Genomic DNA, 22379 nt, shown 5'->3' with positions numbered 1-22379 from the left:
GGCGGGTGGGTGCGCCAGCCGAGTGGGCAGCGGACGGGTCAGTCGACGGGACGTCCGCCGGCGCCCCCCATGCCCTCGGCGACGCGGCGGATGAGGTCCCGGGTGCCCGGTACGTCGCGCTCGCGGCCGTGGACGACGATCTCGACGTCGGCCTGTCCGCTGGCGTCGAGGTCGAGCCAGCGCATGAAGCTGTGGCGGGCGTTGCCCTCGTTGCTCCGGTAGGTGTACTCCAGCGAGTCGGCGCCGCGGTCGACGATGACGACGTCCTCCTGCTCGGCGCCCAGGCGGTCGATGCGGATGTCGATCGCGTCCTCGATGGTGATGTCCTGGCTCTGGATCTGCTCCACGCGCATCACGTAGGTGTTGTTGGACGTGCCGGGCTGCTTCCACTTCCACTCGTTGGTGGCGTTGGCGTTCGTGCTCCACCCGACCGGAGCGGGGAAGGAGATCTCGAACTTGCCCGTGCCGACGGTCTCGGGTGCGAGCGGGATGCCGGGTCGCAGCGGCGGGTCGTCCGGGTCGGTCCTGAAGGGCCGGGGCGCCTCGACCGGCATCTCGGGCCGTTGCGCCGGGACCGGTGCGGGCACGCCGGTGCCGAGCGTGGTGTCGCGGCTCTGCGCGGACGCTGCGTACCCGCTCCCGGCGCCCACCGCCAGGAGCGCGACCAGCACCGCGGGCCCCCGCCACTCCACGCGCCCATCATGTCAGTCCGCCCGGATGGTCTGGTCCACGGACGACGACGGGTGCGCCGCTGCGCCGGTGGGCGCACCATCGGGGGATGCGGTCGCGGTGGGCACTCCGGGTGGGCCGTGCCTTCGACGGGGCGCGGTTCCGGCCGGGCGGTGCGACGGTCGTGGTCGAGGGCGAGCGCGTCGTGGGTGTGGAGGACGCGTCGTTCGCCCTGCCCGGGGACGTGCCCGTGACCGACGTCGCGGGGACGCTCCTGCCCGGGCTCGTCGACTGCCACGTCCACCTCGTCGGGTCCGGCTCCTTCCCCGGTACACCGGGGAGCCTGGAGTGGGCCGGCGGGGCGGCCGCCGACGCCGTCGACGCGGTCGTCGTCGCCAGCCTCCGCGAGCAGGTGGCCGCCGGTGTGACGACCGTGCGCGACCTCGGCGACGTGGCGTACCGGGCGCTGTCCCACCGCGGTCGCCACGCCGAGGGCCTGCCGCGCGTGGTGGCGGCCGGGCCGCCGGTGACGACCCCGCAGGGGCACTGCTGGTTCCTCGGCGGCGCCGTCGACGTCCACGACCCCGGTGCGCTGGACCGGGCGGTCGCGGAGCGGGTCGAGCACGGTGTCGACCTGGTGAAGGTGATGGCGAGCGGCGGCTTCCTGACGCCCGGCAGCGACCAGCTCGGTGCCCAGTTCGAGGCCGCCCACCTGCGCTGCCTGGTCGACCGCGTCCACGCCGCGGGCCTGCGGGTCGTCGCCCACAGCCACTCGGTCGTCGGTGCGGAGGTCGCCCTCGCGGCCGGTGTCGACGGGATCGAGCACTTCACCTGCCTGGCGCCCGGTGGCGCCCACGCGCCCGAGGCGCTCCTCGACCGGGTCGCCGCAGCGGACGTGACGGTCTGCCCGACCCTGGGCAACGACCCCTCGCGGTTCCCGCCCGTGTCCGCGATGCCGCCGCACATCCTGCAGATGCTCGAGCGGCTCGGCATCTCCGACCGCGACGAGCACTTCGCCCGGGTCGCGGCCGGCTCGCTGCGGCTGCGCGAGCACGGCATCCGCGTGGTGTCCGGCCTCGACGCGGGGGCGATGCCCGCCAAGCCGCACGGGCACCTGTGGCGCTCCGTGGCCGAGCTGGTCCGCGGCGGCTGGCCGGTCGACGAGGCGCTCGCCACGGCGACGTCGGTCGCCGCCGCGGACTGCGGGGTGGAAGCCGGACGCCTGGCGGCGGGCCGGCTCGCCGACCTCCTCGTGGTGGACGGCGACGTCGCGGCGGACGTCACCGCGCTGTCCCGGCCGTCCGCGGTCTGGGTGGGCGGGGTCGCCGTCATGCGGTGACGGGCACCTCCTACGGTGGTCCCGTGCTGATCCGCAACACCCGCCTGGTGGCCCTCACCGACGCCGTGCCGCGGCTCGTCGACGTACGGGTCGACGACGGTCGCGTCGTCGAGGTCGGCCCGGGGCTCGCGGGCGACGAGGCCGTCCACGACGCCGGCGGGCGCTGGCTCATGCCCGGCCTCTGGGACCAGCACGTCCACCTCGGGCAGTGGACGCTGGCGTCCGCGCGGCTCGACCTCGGCTCCGCCCGGTCCAGCGCCGAGGCGGTGGCGCTCGTGCGCGAGCGGCTCGCTCAGTGGCCCGACCTGCCCGTCATCGGTTGGGGCCACCGGCCGACCGCCTGGCCCGACAACCCCGTGGTGTCCGACCTCGACGCGATCGCGACCGACCAGCCGATCGTGCTCATCGCCGGCGACGGCCACCACGGCTGGCTCAACACCGTCGCGCTGCACGCCCTGGCACTGCCGATCCGCGAGAGCGTGGTGAGCGAGGCGGAGTGGTTCATGGCCTACGGCCGGCTGGCCGGCGTCCTCGGCACCGACGGCACCGGCCCCGACGCCTACCGCCGCTCGATGGAGGCGGCCGCCGCGCAGGGGGTGGTCGGGGTGGCCGACCTCGAGTTCAGCGGCGGCGTCGCCGACTGGCTCGCGCGGTGGTCGGGCGGCGCGGACCTCATCCGCGTCCGGCACGCCTGCTACGCCGACGGGCTCGACGACGTGCTCGCGCGCGGGCTGCGCACCGGCGACCCGCTCGGCGACGACCCGCGCCTGACGATGGGACCGCTGAAGATCATCAGCGACGGCTCGCTCAACACCCGGACGGCCTGGTGCTGCGAGCCCTACGCCGAGAAGGCCGTGCCCGGCTTCGAGGAGGGCCAGCCCAACCAGACGCCCGAGGAGCTGCGCACCCTCCTGGCGCGCGCCGCCGCAGGAGGACTCCAGGTCGCCGTGCACGCCATCGGGGACCGCGCGGTGACCGAGGCGCTCGCCGCCTTCGAGGGGACCGGCGCTCGTGGCGGGATCGAGCACGTGCAGCTCACGACCCGCGACGACGTACGCCGGATGGCGCGGCTCGGCGTCCGTGCCAGCGTGCAGCCGGCGCACCTGCTCGACGACCGCGACGTCACCGAGCGGCTCTGGCCGGGTCGCGCCGAGCGCTGCTTCCCGCTGCGCTGGATGCTCGACGAGGGGGTCGAGGTCGTGCTGGGCTCCGACGCCCCGGTCTCGCCGCTCGACCCGTGGCTGGCCGTGGCCTGCGCCGTCCACCGTTCCGCGGGCGACCGCGAGCCGTGGCACCCCGAGCAGTCGATCACCGCCCGCGAGGCGCTCGCCGCCTCGACCGACGGCCGCGGCACGGTGTCCGTCGGCCACCCCGCCGACCTCGTCCTGCTGGACGCCGACCCGCTCGACGGCGGGTCCGACCGCGACCACGCCCTGCGGCTGAGGTCCTTCGCGGAGCACGTCGCGGCGACCTGGGTCGCCGGGGCGACGGCGTACGCGCGCGACTGAGCCCGAGATGCCCGTCGAGCTGCTGTGCGTCCCCGGACTCGGTCTGGAGGCCGCCGAGTGGCGAGCCGCCGGTGACGCGATCGGCCGGCGCGTCGGCGCTCGGCGTACGACGCTGCGCCCGCTGCCCGGCTACGGACTGCGCCCGGACGTAGGCGACGACCTCCGCCCGCGCGCCCTCGCGGAGCGGCTCGTCGCGGAGCTCCCCGAGCGCGCCGTGCTGCTCGGGCACTCCGCCTCCTGCCAGGTCGTCACCCGGGCGGCCGCGCTGGCACCCGGGAGCGTCTCCGCGCTCGTCCTCGTCGGCCCGACGACCGACCCCCGCGCCGCCTCCTGGCCCCGCCTGGCCGCGCGCTGGCTGCGCACGGCGGCGTGGGAGCGCCCGCACCAGGTCCCGGTCCTGGCCCGCAGCTACTCGCGGACCGGGCTCGGGTGGATGGCCCGGGCGATGGAGGCCGCCCGTCGCGAGGACGTCCGTGCCGACCTCCGGTCGCTGACGTGCCCCGTCCTGGTGGTGCGCGGACGGCACGACCGCATCTGCCCCGAGGACTGGTCGGGCCACCTCGCCTCCCTCGCGCCCGACGGGTCGCGCGCCGTGACCCTTGCGCGCGGCGGGCACATGGTGCCCCTCACCCACCCCGACCTGCTGTCGGACGCCGTCGCGTCGTGGCTCCGCGCGAGCGGTGCGTGACGCAGGTTCTCCGGCTGCAGAAGCTGCCTCACGCACCGCTGAGCGGGGCTCTGCGCGAGCGGCGGTGCGTGACGCAGGTTTCCGAGCGCAGAAGCTGCTTCACGCACCGCTGAGCCGGGCTCTGCGCAAGCGGCGGTGCGTGACGCAGGTTTTCCGGCTGCAGAAGCTGCCTCACGCACCGCTGAGCGGGGCTCGGCGGGAGCGGCGGTGCGTGACGCAGGTTTTCGAGCGGCAGAAGCTGCCTCACGCACCGCTGGGCCGGGCGGAGGTCGTACGGCGGTGCGTGACGCAGGTTTGCGAGCAGCAGAACCTGCTCCACGCACCGCTCACGCCAGCGCCAGGGTCGCGTCGAGCACGAACGCCGGGTCCTCGAGCCGGTCGCCGTAGACCTCGCGCAGCTGCCCGACCCGGTAGCGGACGGTCTGCGCGTGCACGAACAGCTCCTCGGCGACCGCCTCCCGGCGCCCGTGGTGGAGCAGCCAGCTGCGCAGCGTGTCGGTGAGCTTCTCGGCGGTGGCGGGCCGCAGGTCCGCCAGCGGTGCCAGCACGCGGGCGCGGAGGTCCTCGCGGGCCGAGGGGTCGGCGGACAGCACGAGCGCGGCGAGGTGGTCGTCGGAGTCGACCAGGCCGTCCAGGCCGAGCGCCGCGCACCGCAGCGTCCGGCGGTACGACGCCGCGGCCTCCAGCCAGGGCACACCCGGGCCCACGACCGCGTCGGTGCCGCGCAGCGACTGCAGCAGCGTGCGACGGGCGGTGGCCGACCCGGTGGTCGGGACGAGCAGCAGTGCGTGGCCGTCGGGGAGGCCGGCCACGTCGTCGGTGGGCTGGAGGGTGAGCGGGTCGAGCGCGGTCAGGGCGTGGGACACCTGCGACTCCGGCAGCACCACCGCCGTCAGGGCGCCGGGCGGCACCCAGTCGGCGCGTTCGGCCGCGGCGTTGACGGCATCGGCCGGCGCGCCGGTGAGCAGGGCGCGGGCGAGGCGCTCGAGGTTGCGCTGGCGCACCCGCCCGCTGCTCTCCAGCTCGTCGGTGTGCCCCGCGACCGAGGCGGCGGAGAGCTCGTCGATGTAGGCGAACACGAGCTCGGCGAAGCGGGCCAGCTGGGCGGGAGCGATGCCCGCCCCCACCGCTGCGTCGGCCATGTCGCGCCACGCCACCCGGGCACCGACGCGGTAGGCGGCGAGCAGGGCCTCGACGGTCCGGCCGCTGCGCGCCTCGCCGCGGCCGAGCTGGTAGGCGCCCTCGATCGCCGGCGCCTTGGGGGCGTTGCCGTGCTGGCGGGTGGCCAGCGTCAGGAACCCGCCGAGAGCGAGCTGCACCGCGTTGCGGATCACCTCGCCCATCCGGCCGCTCAACGCGCCGGCATAGCTGGGCACCTCGTCGATGATGGTGAGGACGGCGCGGTCGGCGACCTCGGCCAGCTGCGCGCGCAACGCCTCGGCCACCTGCGCCTCCAACGCGACAACGGTGGGCAATTGTGTGGCCGGGCGCACGTCACGACTGGGCATCGCGTCTCCTGTGGTCGGTTTTGTTCGTGACGAACAAGAGTCTAGGCCCGATTCACGTGCCGAGACCATGAATGCGGCGTCCGGTTCGGGGAGATTGGTGTCATGAGCACGACTCTCGAGCCGCCGGTGCGCGGCAGCCGCATGCGCGACCACCTGGTCCGCGTCGCCGAGGCTGCCACGACCCCCTACCTGCCGGCCGACTTCCTCGACATCTTCGCCCCGCTCCGCTCGGGGGCCGACCTGCGCGGGCGCATCGAGCAGGTCATCCCCGAGACCGCCGACGCCGCCACCATCGTGATCCGTCCCGGCGCCGACTGGGCCGGCCACGTGCCGGGCCAGTACCTCCGCATCGGCATCGACGTCGACGGGGTGCGCCAGTGGCGCGCCTACTCCCTCACCCACGGCCCGCGCCGCGACGGCCGCATCTCCATCACCGTCAAGGCCGTGCCCGACGGCATGGTGAGCAACCACCTCGTGCGCGAGGCCCGCCCCGGCACCCTCGTGCACCTCGAGCAGGCGGCCGGCGAGTTCGTCCTGCCGCCCGAGGGCGGCAAGGTCCTCATGGTGACCGCCGGGTCCGGCATCACGCCGGTCATCGGCATGCTCCGCAACCTCTTCCCGAGCACCGACGAGGGCGTGCTGCGCCCGGCACGCAGCGCCGACCACGACATCGTCGTCGTCCACGTGGCGCCCAGCCACCCCGACTCGATCTTCATCCGCGACCTCGAGGCCCTCGACGCCGCGGGGGCGATCCGGCTCGTGGCGCGGTACGACGACCAGCACGGCGTCCTCGACGTCGACCGGCTCGGCGACCTCGTGCCCGACATCGCCGAGCGGGCGACCCTGGCGTGCGGGCCGGCCGGTCTGCTCGACGCGCTCGCCGCGCACCACGAGGCCGCCGGGCTCAGCCTGACCACCGAGCAGTTCCGCACCGCGCGGGTCGAGCCGGGCGAGGGCGGCACCATCACCTTCACCTCGGGCACCACCCTCGAGCTCGACGGCGCGACGCCGATCCTCGACGCGGCCGAGGAGGCCGGGATGCTCATGCCCAGCGGCTGTCGCATGGGCATCTGCATGGGCTGCGTGATCCCGCTCCGCGAGGGCAGCGTCCGCGACCTGCGCAACGGCGCCATCACCACCGCCGTCCCCGGCGAGACCGGCGACCTCAAGGTGCAGACCTGCATCAACGCCGCCGCCGGCCCCTGCCACATCGACCACTGACCAGACGCCCGACCTCCCCGACACCCCCCAGGAGATCGCCATGACGACCATCCAGAAGAAGGCCGCGCTCCCCGGCCAGTCCAACCCCATCGCGCACCTCACCGAGGCCGACATCGAGCAGATCGGCTACGAGCTCGACGCGATCCGCCAGGAGGTCATCGACACCCGCGGCGCGAGCGACGCGGCGTACATCCGGCGCGTCATCGACACCCAGCGCAAGATCGAGCTCGGCTCGCGCGCGGTGCTGCTCTTCAGCGCCTTCCCGCCCGCATGGGTGCTCGGCACCCTGGGCCTGAGCATCTCCAAGATCCTCGACAACATGGAGATCGGCCACAACATCCTCCACGGCCAGTGGGACTGGATGCGCGACCCGAAGATCCACTCCAGCACCTGGGAGTGGGACATGGCCTCGCCGGCCGAGCAGTGGAAGCACAGCCACAACGAGCTCCACCACACCTACACCAACGTCATCGGCAAGGACAACGACCTCGGCTACGGCATCATGCGCGTCGACGAGGACCAGACCTGGACGCCGGCGCACCTGGGCCAGCCCCTGTGGTGCTTCATCAACGCCGTGTTCTTCGAGTACGGCATCGCGGCCTACGACCTCGAGCTCGGTGCGGTCATCGCCAAGAAGCAGACCAAGGACCCGGAGTTCCGTCGCCGCGCCAAGCAGGTGCTGGGCAAGATCCGCCGCCAGGCCACCAAGGACTACGTCGTGCACCCGGCGCTGTCGATCCCGACCGGCTCGTTCCTCCCGACGCTCGCGGCGAACTTCACCGCCAACGTCGTGCGCAACCTGTGGTCCAACTCGGTCATCCTCTGCGGTCACTTCCCCGAGGGCGTGGAGACCTTCGAGAAGCGCTCGATCGAGGGCGAGACGAAGGGCGAGTGGTATGTGCGCCAGATGCTCGGCAGCGCCAACATCTCCGGCTCGAAGTTCCTCCACCTGATGACCGGCAACCTGTCGCACCAGATCGAGCACCACCTCTTCCCCGACCTGCCGTCCAACCGCTACGCCGAGATCGCCCCCAAGGTGCAGGCGCTGTTCGACAAGTACGACCTCACCTACTGCGCGCGGCCGCTGGTCCCGCAGGTCGCCTCGGCCTGGCACAAGGTCATCCGGCTCTCCCTGCCCAACGGCTGGCTCGCCACGACGAACAAGAAGAACGTGCCCCAGCAGCTCGGCATCCTCTACAAGATGGCCACGGGCGACCGTCGTACGCGCCGCCTGCTCGGCCGCAAGCTCGAGAGCGAGGCGCGGGCCAAGGCCGCCTGACTCCGATCGGCCAGCGGTCTGGACCTCCGTGAAAACACGGATGTATCAGGACCGCCTCGCGCGCATCCTTCCAGTCGTGAGCATCCGACACGGGGAGACAGCGATGAGCACGAGCACGGCAGGCACGTCGGGAGCGTCCCGATGATCCGCATCGGCTCCGTGGGGGAGCCGGCGCACGACGCCCGCCCCGAGGTGGCGCGGCCGTCACTGCCACGGCCGCGTGCCGCTGCGGACGTGGGGTCCGTGGCGCGCGCGCAGGCCGGCTGAGGTACGCGAGACCGGCAGCGCAGGAGCCGCCGGTCCGTCACCGGGCCGGACGTCCGCGTGGGAGGGGTCCACGCCGGCGTCCGGCCCTCTGCCGTCTCCCGGACGTGCGGCCCGCGGGCCCGCGCGGGACCAGGGAAGGACCCGGCTGGTCTGGACCGTCTTCCGCAGACTTCCCGCAGGCTTCTCGCAGCCGGGGCTGCGTCCCCGCATCCGCTCCTAGTCTGCGTCCAGGCGGTCCGTGGGGCCCGCCGCGTGGGGACGAGAGGAGCCCGACGATGAAGAACCACACGGGCGACGGGTCGATCGACCTGAGCGCGCGCATCACCTCGCTCGAGCAGTTCCGCGGGTCGCTGGTCGCCCGGCCGAGGACCGGCGCGGGGCACGACGACGCACCGGCCGACGACGCGCCGCCCTCGCGCGTGCTGAGGCCTCGCCGCGCGCGCGTCTTCCTGCGCGGCGGCGGGGGACTGGGCACCTTCGCCGAGCTCACCGTCACCGCGCCACGGCCCCGCGCGAGCGCCGACTGACCGGAGCGGCACGGCGTCGTGTGACGCACGCGTCGCGAGCGGCCCCGATGCGCCTCCGCTGAGCGGGGTCGCGCCTCGCCTACAGTCGCCCGGTGGTCTGGCTGGTCGGCGCGCTCCTGCTGCTCTGGCTCGCCTGGGGGCCGGTCGTCCTGCTCGTCGCCGCCGCGGCGCTCTGCGTCCCCCGCGTCCGCTGGTGGGCCCGCGACCGCGCGTACGTCAGCCGCCGCGGCGCCGCCCGGCTGGCGGGCGCCGCCGCCCTCCTCGCAGCCGCCGTCATGGCGGTGCCCGACGGCTGGCTCCCGATCCCGCCGGCGCCGGGGGTGTGGGCCGGTCCGTCCTACGTCGGCCGCCCGGCCGTGCCGAGTCCGGTCGCCGCAGCGCCGACGCGCAACCCCCACCTCGCCGCGGAGGACCCCGCGGACCGGCCCGGCCCGCTCGGGCGCCAGCCCGAGGTCGCCACCGCCTGGTACGGCCTCGAGCGGTGCGGCCGGCTCGAGGTGACCTCGGCCGACCGCCTCGTCGCGCTCTGCACCGGACGCGGAGGCCAGAGCCTGCGGGTCGTGGACCCCGACTCCCTGCGGCCGACGGCCACGCACGAGCTGCCCGAACGCCCCGAGGACTCCGCCTGCCCCGGCGACGTGGTCTACCTCGACGCGGCCGACCGGGCCGTCGTCGCCGCCGGCGACCGGCAGGTGCTGGCCGTGCGCACCGCGAGCAAGGGCGAGCCGGACCTCGCGCCCGACGCCACCTGGGACCTCAAGCCCTACGTGCCCTACGGCGACTGCCTGGTGGCGCTCGCCCCGGGATGGTCCGGTCGGGTCTGGTGGGCGACGCGCGCCGGGCTCGTCGGCACCCTCGACCCGGCGAGCGGGCAGGTGGGCGTCGCCGACCTGGGCGAGCAGGTCCGTCGCGGCATCGCCACGGACGAGGCCGGCGCGTACGTCGTCACCGACGAGGCGCTGCACCGCCTGGTCGCCGCCGAGGACGGCACGCCGCAGCCCGTCTGGCGCACGGCGTACACCGGCTCCAGCGGCTCCGCCCCGGTCCTCCTCGACGGCGGGGCCGTGGCGATCACCGACGAGGCGGACGACCGGCTGGGCGTCCTCTTCCTCGCCCGCGACGACGGCCGCGAGCTGTGCCGCCAGCCGGTCTTCGACGACGGCGGCTCGACCGGCAGCGACCTCGCCGCGCTCGGCGGCGGTGTCGTCGTCACCAACGACGGGGGGTACGCGTCACCGCGCCGCACGTTGCTGGGCTTCACCCCCGCCCCGGGGGTCGCCCGGGTCGACCTCGCCGACGGCGGGTGCGTCGTCGCCTGGACCAGCGACGCCGTCTCGCCGGGCTCCGGCGCCGTGGCCAGCCGCCCGAACGGCCTGGTCTACGCGTGGACCAAGCGGCCCTCGCTGACCGGGGTCAGCGCGTGGTACCTCACCGCGATCGACGCGTCCTCCGGGCGGGCCATGTGGGGAGTGCGGACCGGCACCGGCCTCCTCGCCCGCAGCGGCGGGTCGCGCATCACCCTCGGCAGGGACGGCTCCGCGTTCGTCGGCACGGCGGCGGGGCTGGTCCGGGTGCGCGACCGCAGCTGACGACGCTCACGGCCACGCGAGCCCGACCGTGGCCTCGCTGGTCTCCCACAGGCGCCGCTGCGCCACCTCGTCCCGGGCGAGAGGCGCCGTGTCGACGACGCGGGGGCGCCCCGTCGCCTGTGCGGGACCGCCGGGGCCGACGTAGGTCCCGCCCGGCAGGTCGGCGGTGGCGGCCATGAGCGTCGGCCACGCACCGGCAGCAGCAGGCTGCGAGACCGCCTTGACGGCGGCGTCGAGGATCGACGCGCGGCGCCCCCGGCTGGTGCCCACCTGGCCGTTGACGACGAGGTGGGTGCCGGCGAGGCCCGGGTGCGCGGCCAGCGCCGTGACGGGCAGCCCCGCCTGCCGCGACCGGCGGTCGAGCTCGAAGGTGAAGAGCAGGTTGGCGAGCTTGGTCTCGCCGTAGACCCGCCACCGCCGGTAGCGCCGCCGCGCCCGCGGGTCGCCCACCGGGGCCGAGCGCGCCACCCGGTGCATCTGCGAGGAGAGGGTCACGACGCGGCCCTGGCCGGAGGCCACCAGCTGCTCGAGCAGCAGGCCCGTCAGCAGGAAGGGTCCGAAGTGGTTGGTCGCCATCTGCGACTCGAGGCCGTCCGCCGTCCGGCGGAGGGGAGGGGCCATGATGCCGGCGTTGTTCACCAGCAGGTCGATCGGGCCGAGACCCCTCGCCGCCTCGGCGGCCGACCGCACCGAGGCGAGGTCGGACAGGTCCACCACCAGGGTCTCCAGCGCGGCGCCCGGCACGTCGGCGCGCACCGCCTCGGCTGCCCCGTCGAGCTTCGCCGGCGTCCGTCCCGCGAGGGTGACCCGGGCGCCGTGGCGGGCCAGCTCGAGCGCGGTGTGGAAGCCCAGGCCGCCGAGGGTCGGGCCGGTCACGACCGCGGTCCGCCCGGTGAGGTCTCCGATGTCGGAGGTCGTCCACGCGACGCTCACGGCGTGACGCCCATGGACGCCAGGACCCGCTCGCCGAGCGCGGCGTCACCCTCCACCGCGACGACGCCCGGCTCCACCGGCCGCCGACCACCGGCCAGCACCACGAAGGTCTCCCGGTCCATCGCCAGGGTCACCGCCGGCTCCCCGTCCTCCGCAGTGCCGGGGCGCCCGCGGCCGTCGTCGCCCACCACGACGGTCGCCGGCTCGTGACCGGCCACCTCCACGCGGACGACGCTGCCCGCCGGCGCCTGCGCGCGCTTGGCGACGACGTAGGGCAGGCTCTCCATCAGGTAGTCGGCGCTGTGGACCGCCGGCGCCGAGTCGAGGTTGCCCGGCATCCCGAGCGCGCGGCGGACGTCCTGCTCGTGCATCCACACGTCGAGCGGCCGGTTGCGCAGCAGGAGCCCGGTGGTCCACCCGAGGGCCCCGAAGACGCCGGGCGCCGGCGCCGACGGGTCGGTCGGCGGGTCGGCGAGGAGCCGCGTGTGCCGAGCGGTCGTCGACTCGCGGATCTCGGAGATCAGCGCGTCGGGCGTCATCGTGCGACGGGCGACCACCCCCTGCTCGGTGAACCGGCCCATCACGCCCCGGGCGTGCGGGACCTGCCCGATCTCGACCTCCTCGTGGTCGCGCCCGGCCAGGAGCGCCTCGAGGTGGGCGGTGTGCGCCGCCACCGCGTGCACGTCCCAGCCGGGGAGGTCGGTGGGAGTCCTCCACTGGTCCACCGCGACGTGCTCGAGCACGCGCGTGAACGAGTCCACGGCCTCCCACCACACGGCGACGAGCGCGGCGAGCCGCTCCTGTTCGGTCATGGTGCCGAGCGTAGGGCTCGGAGCCGTCACCGCGCCGCGCACCCGCACGGGGTGGCGCCGACCCACACGTACGCCGATCCCCGGCCGGGCGGGCCTACCCTGCTCGGGACGGCCCGGACCGGACCCGGGCCGCACCACCCGACAAAGGAGTCGTCATGGGTATCGGAATCGGCATCCTGCTGCTCGTCATCGGACTCATCCTCCTGTTCGCCATCAAGGAGTTCCCGGCCTCGGTGCAGGAGTTCGTCGACCCGACGACGGTCGGCTGGATCCTCGTCATCGCGGGCGTGCTCTCGCTCGTGCTGGCCCTGGTGATGAACCAGCGCGCGCGGACCACCCACGTGGAGGAGCGGCGGGACATCTGAGCGGGCCGACGGGCTCCCGGCGGCTCACAGCCAGCCGCGCTCCTGCGCGATCCGGGCCGCCTCGCTGCGGGTGGTGGCGCCGGTCTTGCCGATCGCGGCCGACAGGTGGTTGCGCACCGTGCCCTCCGAGAGGTGCACGCGCGCCGCGATCGTCGCCACCGGCGACCCGTCGAGGGCGTGCGTCAGCAGCTCCCGCTCCCGACCGGTGAGCGGGCTCGGGCCGTCGATGAGCGACTCCGCCGCGAGGTCCGGGTCGATGACCCGCAGCCCGGAGTGCACGCGGCGCACGGCGTCGGCCAGCTGGCGGGCGGGGGTGTCCTTGACGACGAAGCCGGACGCCCCCGCCTCGATCGCCCGCCGCACGTAGCCGGGCCGCCCGAACGTGGTGACGATCAGCGAGCGCACCCCGGGCAGCTCCCGCCGGACGGCGGCCGCGGCGTCGATGCCGTTGAGGCCGGGCATCTCGATGTCGAGCAGGCACACCTCGGCGCCGGAGTCCCGCGCGGCGGTGACCACCTCGTCGCCGCGCCCGACCTGCGCGACGACCTCGAGGTCGGACTCCAGGTCGAGCAGGGCGGCCAACGCCCCGCGGACGAGTGCCTGGTCGTCGGCCAGCAGGAGCCGGATCACGGGAGGGCCACCTCCACCCGGGTGCCCGGCCCGGCCGCGCCGACGTGGAGGGTGCCGCCCACCCCGGCGACCCGCTCGCGCATCCCGCGCAGGCCGTTGCCCTCGGCGCCGGAGCACCCGGTGCCGTCGTCGGTGACCGTGATGCCGTGCGGGCCGAGCTCGATGACGACCGTGTGCGCCCGCGCGTGGCGCACGACGTTGGTCACCGACTCGCGCAGCACCCACGCCAGCAGCGTGCGGTGGCGCGGGTCGGTGTCGGCGATGCCGCCGACGACGGTCGTGGAGATCCCGGCGTCGGCCAGCACCCGGGGCGCCGCCGCGAGCTCGGCCTCCAGGTTGCCGGCCCGAAGGCCGCCGACGGTCGCGCGCACCTCGGCGAGCGCCTGGCGCGCCGTGGCCTGGATGGACTCCAGCTCGGCTTTGGCGCGCTCGGGGTCGAGGTCGACCAGGCGCGCCGCGAGCTCGGCCTTCACCGAGAGCGCGGTGAGGGAGTGGCCGAGCACGTCGTGCACGTCGCGCGCCACCCGCTCGCGCTCGGCGACGACGGCGTACGAGCGGCGCGCCTCGTGGGCCGCGTGCTCGCGCTCGCCGAAGATGCGCAGCATGACGCCGCCGATCATGATCGGCCAGAGCATGAGGAAGAAGCCCGTCGGGAAGCCGTCGATGCCCAGCAGCGACAGCAGGGGGACCGCCGCCCAGAACCCGACGGCCCACTTCCAGGCGGGGGCCGGCAGCTCGAGGGCGGAGAGGATCGCGAGGTACGGGGTGAACGAGATGACCCCGATGCCGATGACGGGCACCGTGGCGAGGGCCAGCAGCAGCATCGCACCCAGGGACAGCCAGGTGCTGTGCCGCTGCGAGTAGCCCAGGACGTTGGCCACCGCGAAGCCGACGATGCACAGCAGCGCGCCCGCCTTGGCCCAGGTCGGGACGGCGGACTCGGCGACGGCCACGATCGGGAAGACCAGGAAGAACAGCCAGACGGACGCGAACGCCCACCCCCACTTCTCCCACGGGTTCGCGGGCAGCGCGGCCCCGGCCGGGTCGGTGGTCACGTGCGCGCCCGGCTCCGGCGTACGCCCCACAGCGCCAGCAGCGCGAAGATCACCGTCCACGCGAGCACGTTAGCGACCGGCAGCCACAGGGGGTCGCGCACGCCCGACGGGAGCCAGCCGTCGGTGAGCGGGAACCGCGCGAGGGCGGCGTACCCGTAGAGCGGCGTCAGCCGGCCGAGGTCGAGCATGAACCCGCTCATGGGCGTGAAGACGTTGCCGAGGAAGGCCATCACCACGATCATCCCGGAGGCGATCCCGGGTGCGTTCGGACCGCGGAAGACCAGGCAGACGGCCAGCCCGTAGACCGCGAAGAGCGCGGACCCCGCCCAGACGACGGCGGCCGAGGTGAGCCAGTCCGACCACGCGCCGCGGGCGCCGGTGGCCGCGCCGATCGCGAAGATGAGCGCCACGGGCAGGGCGGCGACGACCATCGCCAGCGCCGCCTTGACCGCGACGAACGCGAGCGGGCGCATGGGCGTCAGGCCGAGCTGGCGCCCCCAGCCCATCACCTGCTCGGTGGCCGCGCTGCCGGCCACGCCGGTGGTCGCGGTGACGGCGCCGTAGCAGGCCATCGAGATCATCACGTACATGGCGACGTTGCCGCTGCCGACCGGGTCCTGCGACCCGAGGCCGAAGACGAGGTACATGAACGTCGGCAGCCCGACGATGAAGAACATCCCGATCCGGTCGCGCAGCTGGCGGCGCAGGTCGAGGCGGGCGTAGCGCAGCATCGCGGGGCGGGGCACCGGTCGTGGGTCGGCGGCCGGCCGCGCGGCGCGGAGGGCGCTGGCGGTCATCGGGTGGCTCCGACGAGGTGGTCGCGGTGGCCGGGGCGGTCGGGGTGGCCGGCTCCCGAGGTCAGCGCGAGGAACGCCGCCTCCAGGCTGGGGGCGGAGACCTCCACGTCGGTGACGCCGAGCGGCTCGAGCACCCGGCGCACCTGCGCCAGCCAGGCCGGGTCGATGCCGTCGGCCCGCTCGACCGCGGGCGGCGGCCGGAGGGTCACGGTGCGTCCGCCGTACGCCGCTCGCACGTCGGTCGTCGCCGCGTCGTGGACGATGCGGCCGCGGTTCATCAGGACCGTGCGCTCGGCGAACTCGTCGGCCTCGGCGAGGTAGTGGGTGGCGAACACGATCGTGCGGCCGTGGGCGGCGTCCGCGCGCATCGCCTGCCAGAACTCCTGGCGGGCGCCGACGTCCATGCCGGTGGTGGGCTCGTCCAGGATGACGAGGTCCGGGTCGGGCAGCAGCGCGAGGGCGAACTTCAGCCGCTGCTGCTCCCCGCCCGAGCACGCCTCGACGCGGCGGCGGGCGAGATCGGTGAGCCGGGCACGCTCGAGGACCACCTCGACCCGGTCCGTCCGGCCGTGCAGGGCCGCGATGGCGCGGGCCGTCTCCTCGACCGTGAAGTCGTTGAGCAGCCCGCCGGTCTGCATGACCGCGGAGACCAGGCCCCGGCGCACGGCCTCGCCGGGGGAGGTGCCGTAGACCTCCAGGCGGCCGGCGTCGGGCCGGGTGAGCCCGAGCATCATGTCGACCGTCGTCGTCTTGCCGGCCCCGTTGGGGCCGAGGAACGCGACGATCTCGCCCGGCTGGACGACGAGGTCGATGCCGTCGACGGCGACGACGGTGCTCTGGTCGGAGCCGCGGAACTGCTTGCGCAGCCCCGTCGCGCGGATCGCGGGCACGGCGGCTGGGGAGGTCATGCGCCCAGCCTGCCGACGTACGGCCCCCGGTCCCTGACGGAAGTGTCACGACCTCCCCGTGACACCTGTCATCCCCGTCATCCGGCGGCACCGGCCCCCCGCTCCCGGTAACGCCATCAAACGCGCACTCCCGCCCCCACTGGTGGGGGCGGGAGTGCCCGGATCAGGGCGTTACCCGAAGGACGGCCGTCAGAAGGCCGACTCGTCGAGGTCCATGAGGTCGAGGTCGGCGCCCTCGGCGATCGCGCGCTCGGCGCTGATCCGCGGCAGGTTCGTCTGCGCGAAGAACTGCGCGGCGGCGACCTTGCCGTCGTAGAACGCCTTGTCCTTCGCCGACACCTCGCCGGCGAGCTTGCCCAGCGCGACGTCGGCCTGGCGCAGCAGCAGCCACCCGCAGACCACGTCGCCGAGCGCCATGAGCAGGCGCGAGGTGTTGAGGCCGACCTTGTAGATGTTGCGCACGTCGTCCTGCGAGCTCATCAGGTCGTTGATCATGTGACCGACGATGGCGTTGGCGTCCTCGAGCGCGGTCGCGAGCAGGGCCCGCTCGTTCTTGAGGCGCCCGTTGCCGGCCTCCGAGGCGATGAACGCCTCGATCTCCTTCGCCAGGTGGCCCAGGGCACGGCCCTGGTCCTTGACGATCTTGCGGAAGAAGAAGTCCTGGCCCTGGATGGCGGTCGTGCCCTCGTAGAGCGTGTCGATCTTGGCGTCGCGGACGTACTGCTCGATCGGGTACTCCTGCAGGAAGCCGGAGCCGCCGAACGTCTGCAGCGACTCGGTGCCCAGCAGCACCCACGAACGCTCGGAGCCGTAGCCCTTGACGATCGGGAGCAGCAGGTCGTTGACGGCCGCGGCGAGCCGCGCCTCGTCGGAGTCGGCGGTGCCCGCGTGCTCGGCGAGCATGACCTGGTCCTGCCAGGTGGCGGTGTAGAGCACCAGCGCGCGCATGGCCTCCGCGAAGGACTTCTGCGTCATCAGCGAGCGGCGTACGTCGGGGTGGTGGGTGATCGTCACGCGCGGCGCGGTCTTGTCGGCGGCCTGGGTGAGGTCGGCGCCCTGCACCCGCTCCTTGGCGTAGTCCAGCGCGTTGAGGTAGCCGGTGGACAGCGTGGCGATGGCCTTGGTGCCGACCATCATCCGGGCGTTCTCGATGACCTGGAACATCTGCGCGATGCCGTCGTGGACCTCGCCGAGCAACCAGCCGCGCGCCGGCTCGCCGCCGCCGACCTGCGGGTCGCCGAAGGTGACCTCGCAGGTGTTGGACACCTTGATGCCCATCTTGTGCTCGACGTTGGTGACGTAGACGCCGTTGCGCTCACCGGTCAGCTCGCCGGTCTCGTGGTCGAAGTGGTGCTCGGGCATCCAGAACAGGGACAGGCCCTTGGTCCCCGGACCGCCGGCGCCCTCGACACCCTCGGGGCGCGCGAGCACGAGGTGCATGATGTTCTCGCTCATGTCGTGCGTGGCGCTGGTGATGAAGCGCTTGACGCCGGTGATGCTCCACGAGCCGTCGTCGTTGGCGACGGCCTTCGCGCGGCCGGCGCCGACGTCGGAGCCGGCGTCGGGCTCGGTGAGGACCATGGTGCAGCCCCACTGGCGCTCGACCATGTGCTGGGCGATGCGCTTGTCGCGCTCGTTGCCGTTGCGGTGCACGACGTTGGCGAACGCCGGTCCGGCGGCGTACATCCAGACCGGGGCGTTGGCGCCGAGGACCATCTCGCCGATCGCCCAGATCAGCGACGACGGCGCCGGCGTGCCCCCCATCTCCTCGAGCACCTGCAGGCGCCAGAACTCCGAGTCCATCCACGCCTGGTAGCTGGCCTTGAACGACGGCGGCACCGGGGCGGTGTGCGTGGCGGGGTCGAAGACCGGCGGGTTGCGGTCGCTGTCCTCGTAGGACGACGCGAGGTCCTCGCGGGAGAGGCGCTCGACCTCGCGCAGGATCTCGCGCGCGCTCTCACCGTCGACCTCGCCGAACGGGCCGGTGCCGAGCACGGCGTCCCGGTCGAGCACCTCGAAGAGGTTGAACTCGATGTCGCGGAGGTTGGTCTTGTAGTGGCTCACAGCTTCCACCTGTTCCGTGTGCGGGCGGTCGTAGGGGCGAGGGGCGGTGCGGCTACTCGCCGGTAACAAATCATGCCTCGGCGCGGACGTGCGCGCAACACGGACTCGGGGATGTCGCCGGTGGCGAGGCATCACGGCTTCTCCCGACGAGGGTCCGAGGAAGCGGAAACGAGGTGGCAGGACACGCCGACCATCTCGTCGGTTTTGTCTATCACCCAGAGTATGTCTACTCTTTGACGCGACATACCGCAGTCACATGACTACCCGGCGCGAGCGCCGGAGGAACCCCGGAAGGACCCCCATGCGCAAGCTCATCGTTCTCGGTGTCGTGGGCCTCATCGCCCAGCTCATCGACGGATCCCTGGGCATGGCCTACGGCGTGACGTCCTCGACGCTCCTCCTGGCCGCCGGGGTGGCCCCGGCCGCCGCGTCCGCCGCCGTCCACTTCTCCGAGATCGGCACGTCGCTGGTCTCCGGCGCCTCGCACCACAAGCTCGGCAACGTCGACTGGCGCACCGTGTCGATCCTCGCCGTGCCCGGCTTCGTCGGCGCGTTCCTCGGCGCCACCCTGCTCTCCAACCTCGACGCCGCGGTCGCCAAGCCCGTCGTCGCGGTCATCCTGCTGAGCCTCGGCTTCTACGTCGTCTACCGCTTCCTGCGCCTCGGCGGCGCCCGACCGAGCTTCAAGGGCCACCCGTCGGCCGCGTTCCTCGCCCCGATGGGCCTCGTCGCCGGCACGCTCGACGCCGTGGGTGGCGGCGGCTGGGGTCCTGTCGGCACGACGTCGCTGCTCTCCAGCGGCCGCCTCGAGCCCCGCAAGGTCGTCGGCTCGATCGACACCTCGGAGTTCGTCGTCGCCGTCGGCGGCTCGCTGGGCTTCCTGTTCGGGCTGGGCGCGGCCGGCATCAACTGGGGGTACGCCGGTGCCCTCCTCGCCGGTGGCGTCGTCGCCGCCCCGATCGCCGCGTGGCTGGTCAAGCACCTCGCCGCCCGCGTCCTCGGCACCGCCGCCGGTGGCCTGATCATCCTGACCAACTCCAAGACCCTGCTCGAGGCCGTCGGTGTGCCGGGCATCGGCGTCGCGGTGACCGCTGCGGTCGTCTTCGTGCTGTGGATCTCGGCCATCACGTGGGCCGTCAAGCAGGAGCGCGCCGCCAGGGCGGCCCGCCTCGAGGAGCCCGAGATGGAGCCCGCCACCGCCTGATCGCGCGTCGCACGCCGCCGCCCCGGCCTCTCCTCGGCCGGCGCGGCGGCGCGCAGCCGCCTCGGCCCGTCCCGGGCCGCCGCCCCCCAAGAGCACTGACTCTGCCGACATATCTGACAAACTGGCCATATGCGCGTCTCCGCCAAGGCCGACTACGCCCTCCGGGCACTGATCGAGATCGCGGTGCGCAGCGACGGGGCGGCCGTGAGCGCCGAGCAGCTCGGCAAGGCGCAGGGGATCCCGCACGGCTTCCTCCAGGCCATCCTCGCCGACCTGCGTCGCGCCGACGTCGTGGTGTCGCAGCGTGGCCAGTCGGGCGGCTGGCGCTTCGCCCGCAAGCCCGAGGCCGTGAGCGTGGCCGACGTGATCCGCGCCGTCGACGGCCCCCTCGTCTCGGTCTACGGCCTGCGCCCCGAGGCGGTGGAGTACGACGACTCGGCGAAGGTCCTGCAGCACGTGTGGATCGCAGCGCGCAGCTCGCTGCGAGGGGTCTTCGAGCAGGTCACCATCCAGGACCTCGCCGACGGCACCCTGCCGAGCGGCGTCGCGGCCCTCACCGAGGACGACGACGCCTGGCAGCCGCACTGACGCCCACCGTGCCGTCCGGCCGAGGCCGGCACCGGCGCCGTCCGCGCTCAGGCAGCGAGCCTGCGGTTGACGAGCGTGCGCCGTCGGCCGAGCTTCGCCAGCCGCTTGTCGAGGCGCGCCTCCTCCTCGATCAGCGCGATCCGGGCGACCTGGGCGGCCAGTCTCTCGGCGTCGAGGCGCGAGGGCAGCACGTGCGTGCGCCCCTCCTTCACCAGCGAGGTCCACGCCGCCGGCGGCTCGACCGTGAAGCCGCTGGTCACCACGAGCACGACGGTGAACTCGGCGAGCGCGTCGTGGGCCAGCGCGGCCTGCTCGGGCGTGGCGGTGAAGAGCGCCGGCATGCTGACGAAGCAGTGCGACCTGGTCTTGCGCGCGCGACGGCACACCCGTGCCCAGGCGCCCTCGACCTGCTTGCGCTTGAGTCCGGCCGCCTTGTGGGAGCGGAGGATCTCGATCTCCGCGTGCTCGAAGACCTCGGAGTCGGCCGTCGGGACGGTGACGCCGCCCAGGGCCAGCGCCTCGGTCATCGCCGACACGTCCACCGCGCCGGGGCCGAGGTGGAGCAGGAACAGTCTCTTGGCCATGGCGCCAGCCTGCTGCGGCCGGGCGTCGGGCGCGTGAACCCGGGCTGTCGTCCCGCGGAACTCCGCCGGTCCGCAGGCCGCCGCCGACCGCCGGCTCAGTCGACCTCGACCGCGGCGATCCAGCGGACGAGCGGGCGCAGGGCCGTCCAGTCGGCGCGGACCCGGTCGACCAGGCCGGCGTCGATGGCGTCGGGCTCGAAGCCGTAGGACCGACCGACGAACAGCTGCTTGCGGCGCAGCAGGTGGATGCGCGGATGAGCGGCGTCGTAGCCACGCGGCGACGTCTTGAGCTGCTCACCGCCCACCTCGAAGCCGTCCCTCTCGAGCCGCCTCAGCAGCCGGTCGAGCGCCGTGCCCGTGGTGTCGTCGGCGATGGCTGCGCGGATGGCCGCCAGCGTGGGGCCGTCCGCGTCGTAGAAGCCGGCGCCTACCCGGGTGCCGCGCGCGGAGATCTCGACGTACCACCCGGTGCGTGGCCCCGCCGCGACGAACGCCCCCTGGTGCGTCTTGTACGGCGTCTTGTTCTTCGCGAACCGGACGTCGCGGTAGGGACGGAAGACCTTCGCCGGACCGAACTCGGGCTCGAGCTCGGCGGTCAGCGCCTTCATCGGTGCCTCGACGGCGTCCTTGTAGACCTGGCGGTGGGCCTCCCAGAACGACCTCGAGTTGTCCATCTCGAGGTCGTCGTAGAAGTCCAGCGCGGCGACGGGGAATCCGGTGAAGCTCACGCCGCGACGTTAGGGCATGACGCGCGCCCACACGTGCTCGTCGCCCTCGTCGCCGAAGGAGGCGACGGTGAGCACGCCGCCGCCGCAGGTCGGTTCGCCGAGGAAGGCGTTGCCCGTGGAGGAGGACTCGTAGGCGACCTCCAGCGTGTGGTCGGGCGTCCAGCGCATCAGGCGCGCCGGCTCGTCAGCGGACTGGGGATCGCGGACGAAGAAGACGGAGCCGCCGCAGGGCGTCACCGTGCCGGTGGTGCCGGGGCCGAGGTCGACGACCGTGCCGTCGGCGTCGGCGTGGACGACCGCCTCCTCCTGCCGGCGGGGCCGGGGGACCTCCGACCACACCGCGCCGTCGGCCGTGGCGGCGACGTCCCAGGCGAGGCAGTCGCTCGGCCCCTCGACCGGCTGCGGCACACCGGCCTGCAGGAGGTTGACGGTGCGGCAGGCGACCGGTCGCGCGTCGTCGAAGGTCATCAGCCCGACACCGTGCTCGCTCGCGGTGAGGCCCGAGAAGCCTGACCGGCTGGGCGCGCACCAGCCGTCCTCGCCGTTGCTGTCGGCGAGCGCGGCCGTCGCGAGGCAGTACGCCCCGTCGTCGCCGTACGTCGGGTAGTGGAGGTCACCGCCGCTCAGCGCCCACGAGCCGCCGCTCGCGGCGGGCGGCGTGGTGACGTCGCGTCGTTCGCCGGTCGCGAGGTCGACCGCGACCACGAGGCTGGGCGCGGTCTCGGCCCGGTCCTGCCGGACCACCACCGCCCAGTCCTCGCTCATCAGGACCTCGGAGATCCTGCGGTCCCGGCCGGCGGCGACGGTGACGGAGCGGTCGCCGGCGCTCAGCTCCACGCGGCTCCCGCCGGCGTCGACGACCGCCTCCCAGTCCGTGCCCCGGACGTACCTCGTGCCGGCCTCGACGCCGGTGTCTCGCCAGTCGAGCGGCGCGACGGTCGGCTCGGGGGTCGGCTCGGGGGTCGGCTCGGGGGTCTGCGGTCCGTCGGTCGGCGGCTGCGCCGGCTCGCTGGTGGGCGAGGGCCCGTCCGGCTGCAGCTCGGGCCGCTCGTCGCCGTCGGCGCAGGCGGCCAGCGCGAGCAGCAGCGCCAGTGCGACCGCCGTACGCGCCCGCAC

Annotated in this window: 22 protein-coding genes; 10 read left to right on the top strand and 12 right to left on the bottom strand. The window is 74.2% G+C overall.

What is annotated here, in order from left to right:
- Positions 1-38 precede the first annotated feature (38 nt).
- Positions 39-692 carry a hypothetical protein gene (locus J3P38_RS07415; protein ID WP_210503136.1) on the bottom strand — a complete coding sequence of 218 codons (654 nt, stop codon included), beginning with the start codon at positions 690-692 and terminating at the stop codon, positions 39-41.
- Between the two features lie 86 nt (positions 693-778).
- Here J3P38_RS07415 and J3P38_RS07410 point away from each other — a divergent pair, with 86 nt between their 5' ends.
- The 3 genes from J3P38_RS07410 to J3P38_RS07400 are packed head-to-tail and all read left to right on the top strand — an operon-like array spanning position 779 to position 4204.
- On the top strand, positions 779-2008 hold the full coding sequence (locus J3P38_RS07410) for an amidohydrolase family protein (protein ID WP_210503135.1): 1230 nt from the start codon (positions 779-781) through the stop codon (positions 2006-2008).
- A gap of 23 nt (positions 2009-2031) precedes the next feature.
- Complete coding sequence (locus tag J3P38_RS07405) at positions 2032-3516, top strand: amidohydrolase (protein ID WP_210503134.1); 1485 nt, start codon at positions 2032-2034, stop codon at positions 3514-3516.
- 7 nt (positions 3517-3523) lie between these two features.
- Positions 3524-4204: an alpha/beta fold hydrolase gene (locus J3P38_RS07400; protein WP_210503133.1), complete on the top strand. Its 681-nt coding sequence runs from the start codon at positions 3524-3526 to the stop codon at positions 4202-4204.
- Between the two features lie 326 nt (positions 4205-4530).
- Here J3P38_RS07400 and J3P38_RS07395 read toward each other — a convergent pair whose 3' ends face one another.
- Positions 4531-5661 carry a PucR family transcriptional regulator gene (locus tag J3P38_RS07395; RefSeq protein WP_246855640.1) on the bottom strand — a complete coding sequence of 377 codons (1131 nt, stop codon included), beginning with the start codon at positions 5659-5661 and terminating at the stop codon, positions 4531-4533.
- A gap of 153 nt (positions 5662-5814) precedes the next feature.
- Between J3P38_RS07395 and J3P38_RS07390 the strand changes: the two genes are divergently transcribed.
- The 4 genes from J3P38_RS07390 to J3P38_RS07375 all read left to right on the top strand — a co-directional run bounded on the left by J3P38_RS07390 (position 5815) and on the right by J3P38_RS07375 (position 10595).
- Positions 5815-6933, top strand: coding sequence for a ferredoxin reductase (locus tag J3P38_RS07390; protein WP_210503132.1), 1119 nt, complete (start codon positions 5815-5817; stop codon positions 6931-6933).
- A gap of 40 nt (positions 6934-6973) precedes the next feature.
- Entirely contained in the window at positions 6974-8212 is a 1239-nt protein-coding gene (locus J3P38_RS07385; RefSeq protein ID WP_210503131.1) for a fatty acid desaturase family protein, read from the top strand.
- Between the two features lie 542 nt (positions 8213-8754).
- Positions 8755-9006: a hypothetical protein gene (locus tag J3P38_RS07380; protein ID WP_210439179.1), complete on the top strand. Its 252-nt coding sequence runs from the start codon at positions 8755-8757 to the stop codon at positions 9004-9006.
- A gap of 92 nt (positions 9007-9098) precedes the next feature.
- Positions 9099-10595, top strand: a complete 1497-nt coding sequence (locus J3P38_RS07375) for a PQQ-binding-like beta-propeller repeat protein (RefSeq protein WP_210503130.1) — start codon at positions 9099-9101, stop codon at positions 10593-10595.
- Between the two features lie 6 nt (positions 10596-10601).
- On the opposite strand, the gene J3P38_RS07370 is transcribed toward J3P38_RS07375, so the two are convergent.
- On the bottom strand, positions 10602-11528 hold the full coding sequence (locus J3P38_RS07370; RefSeq protein WP_210503129.1) for an oxidoreductase: 927 nt from the start codon (positions 11526-11528) through the stop codon (positions 10602-10604).
- Complete coding sequence (locus J3P38_RS07365) at positions 11525-12340, bottom strand: maleylpyruvate isomerase family mycothiol-dependent enzyme (protein WP_210503128.1); 816 nt, start codon at positions 12338-12340, stop codon at positions 11525-11527. The genes J3P38_RS07370 and J3P38_RS07365 overlap by 4 nt, the downstream gene beginning before the upstream one ends.
- 155 nt (positions 12341-12495) lie before the next feature.
- Between J3P38_RS07365 and J3P38_RS07360 the strand changes: the two genes are divergently transcribed.
- Positions 12496-12705 carry a DUF6458 family protein gene (locus tag J3P38_RS07360; RefSeq protein ID WP_210503127.1) on the top strand — a complete coding sequence of 70 codons (210 nt, stop codon included), beginning with the start codon at positions 12496-12498 and terminating at the stop codon, positions 12703-12705.
- 24 nt (positions 12706-12729) lie between these two features.
- Here J3P38_RS07360 and J3P38_RS07355 read toward each other — a convergent pair whose 3' ends face one another.
- From J3P38_RS07355 to J3P38_RS07335, 5 genes are all read right to left on the bottom strand, one after another.
- Positions 12730-13335, bottom strand: a complete 606-nt coding sequence (locus J3P38_RS07355; RefSeq protein WP_210503126.1) for a response regulator transcription factor — start codon at positions 13333-13335, stop codon at positions 12730-12732.
- On the bottom strand, positions 13332-14390 hold the full coding sequence (locus J3P38_RS18335) for a sensor histidine kinase (RefSeq protein ID WP_210503125.1): 1059 nt from the start codon (positions 14388-14390) through the stop codon (positions 13332-13334). Before J3P38_RS18335 ends, J3P38_RS07355 begins: the two co-directional genes overlap by 4 nt.
- The gene (locus J3P38_RS07345) at positions 14387-15187 is read right to left on the bottom strand and encodes an ABC transporter permease (protein ID WP_246855639.1); all 801 of its coding nucleotides are present in this window, start codon (positions 15185-15187) and stop codon (positions 14387-14389) included. The genes J3P38_RS18335 and J3P38_RS07345 overlap by 4 nt, the downstream gene beginning before the upstream one ends.
- On the bottom strand, positions 15184-16095 hold the full coding sequence (locus J3P38_RS07340) for an ABC transporter ATP-binding protein (RefSeq protein WP_210503124.1): 912 nt from the start codon (positions 16093-16095) through the stop codon (positions 15184-15186). Before J3P38_RS07340 ends, J3P38_RS07345 begins: the two co-directional genes overlap by 4 nt.
- 189 nt (positions 16096-16284) lie before the next feature.
- On the bottom strand, positions 16285-18159 hold the full coding sequence (locus J3P38_RS07335) for an acyl-CoA dehydrogenase (RefSeq protein WP_210503123.1): 1875 nt from the start codon (positions 18157-18159) through the stop codon (positions 16285-16287).
- A gap of 301 nt (positions 18160-18460) precedes the next feature.
- Here J3P38_RS07335 and J3P38_RS07330 point away from each other — a divergent pair, with 301 nt between their 5' ends.
- Both J3P38_RS07330 and J3P38_RS07325 read left to right on the top strand, forming a co-directional pair.
- A complete protein-coding gene (locus tag J3P38_RS07330) occupies positions 18461-19363 on the top strand; it encodes a sulfite exporter TauE/SafE family protein (RefSeq protein WP_210439170.1) in 903 nt (300 codons plus the stop codon).
- Between the two features lie 129 nt (positions 19364-19492).
- Positions 19493-19951 carry an RrF2 family transcriptional regulator gene (locus J3P38_RS07325; protein ID WP_210439169.1) on the top strand — a complete coding sequence of 153 codons (459 nt, stop codon included), beginning with the start codon at positions 19493-19495 and terminating at the stop codon, positions 19949-19951.
- Between the two features lie 47 nt (positions 19952-19998).
- Here J3P38_RS07325 and J3P38_RS07320 read toward each other — a convergent pair whose 3' ends face one another.
- The 3 genes from J3P38_RS07320 to J3P38_RS07310 form a co-directional block, all read right to left on the bottom strand.
- A complete protein-coding gene (locus J3P38_RS07320; RefSeq protein ID WP_210503122.1) occupies positions 19999-20535 on the bottom strand; it encodes a hypothetical protein in 537 nt (178 codons plus the stop codon).
- Between the two features lie 95 nt (positions 20536-20630).
- The gene (locus tag J3P38_RS07315; RefSeq protein ID WP_210503121.1) at positions 20631-21263 is read right to left on the bottom strand and encodes a DUF2461 domain-containing protein; all 633 of its coding nucleotides are present in this window, start codon (positions 21261-21263) and stop codon (positions 20631-20633) included.
- Between the two features lie 9 nt (positions 21264-21272).
- Complete coding sequence (locus tag J3P38_RS07310; RefSeq protein ID WP_210503120.1) at positions 21273-22379, bottom strand: hypothetical protein; 1107 nt, start codon at positions 22377-22379, stop codon at positions 21273-21275.

Source organism: Nocardioides xinjiangensis, from assembly GCF_017916455.1.
Lineage (GTDB): Bacteria > Actinomycetota > Actinomycetes > Propionibacteriales > Nocardioidaceae > Nocardioides > Nocardioides xinjiangensis.
This window is presented reverse-complemented; position numbering and strand designations above follow the sequence as displayed.

What these genes read in the sequence shown, in the direction of transcription:
- J3P38_RS07400 (WP_210503133.1), top strand. Translation starts at nt 3,524, where the DNA reads ATGCCCGTCGAGCTGCTGTGCGTCCCCGGACTCGGTCTGGAGGCCGCC.
- J3P38_RS07320 (WP_210503122.1), bottom strand. Translation starts at nt 20,535, where the DNA reads ATGGCCAAGAGACTGTTCCTGCTCCACCTCGGCCCCGGCGCGGTGGAC.
- J3P38_RS07410 (WP_210503135.1), top strand. Translation starts at nt 779, where the DNA reads ATGCGGTCGCGGTGGGCACTCCGGGTGGGCCGTGCCTTCGACGGGGCG.
- J3P38_RS07390 (WP_210503132.1), top strand. Translation starts at nt 5,815, where the DNA reads ATGAGCACGACTCTCGAGCCGCCGGTGCGCGGCAGCCGCATGCGCGAC.
- J3P38_RS07325 (WP_210439169.1), top strand. Translation starts at nt 19,493, where the DNA reads ATGCGCGTCTCCGCCAAGGCCGACTACGCCCTCCGGGCACTGATCGAG.
- J3P38_RS07340 (WP_210503124.1), bottom strand. Translation starts at nt 16,095, where the DNA reads ATGACCTCCCCAGCCGCCGTGCCCGCGATCCGCGCGACGGGGCTGCGC.
- J3P38_RS07330 (WP_210439170.1), top strand. Translation starts at nt 18,461, where the DNA reads ATGCGCAAGCTCATCGTTCTCGGTGTCGTGGGCCTCATCGCCCAGCTC.
- J3P38_RS07365 (WP_210503128.1), bottom strand. Translation starts at nt 12,340, where the DNA reads ATGACCGAACAGGAGCGGCTCGCCGCGCTCGTCGCCGTGTGGTGGGAG.
- J3P38_RS07345 (WP_246855639.1), bottom strand. Translation starts at nt 15,187, where the DNA reads ATGACCGCCAGCGCCCTCCGCGCCGCGCGGCCGGCCGCCGACCCACGA.
- J3P38_RS07360 (WP_210503127.1), top strand. Translation starts at nt 12,496, where the DNA reads ATGGGTATCGGAATCGGCATCCTGCTGCTCGTCATCGGACTCATCCTC.
- J3P38_RS07380 (WP_210439179.1), top strand. Translation starts at nt 8,755, where the DNA reads ATGAAGAACCACACGGGCGACGGGTCGATCGACCTGAGCGCGCGCATC.
- J3P38_RS07385 (WP_210503131.1), top strand. Translation starts at nt 6,974, where the DNA reads ATGACGACCATCCAGAAGAAGGCCGCGCTCCCCGGCCAGTCCAACCCC.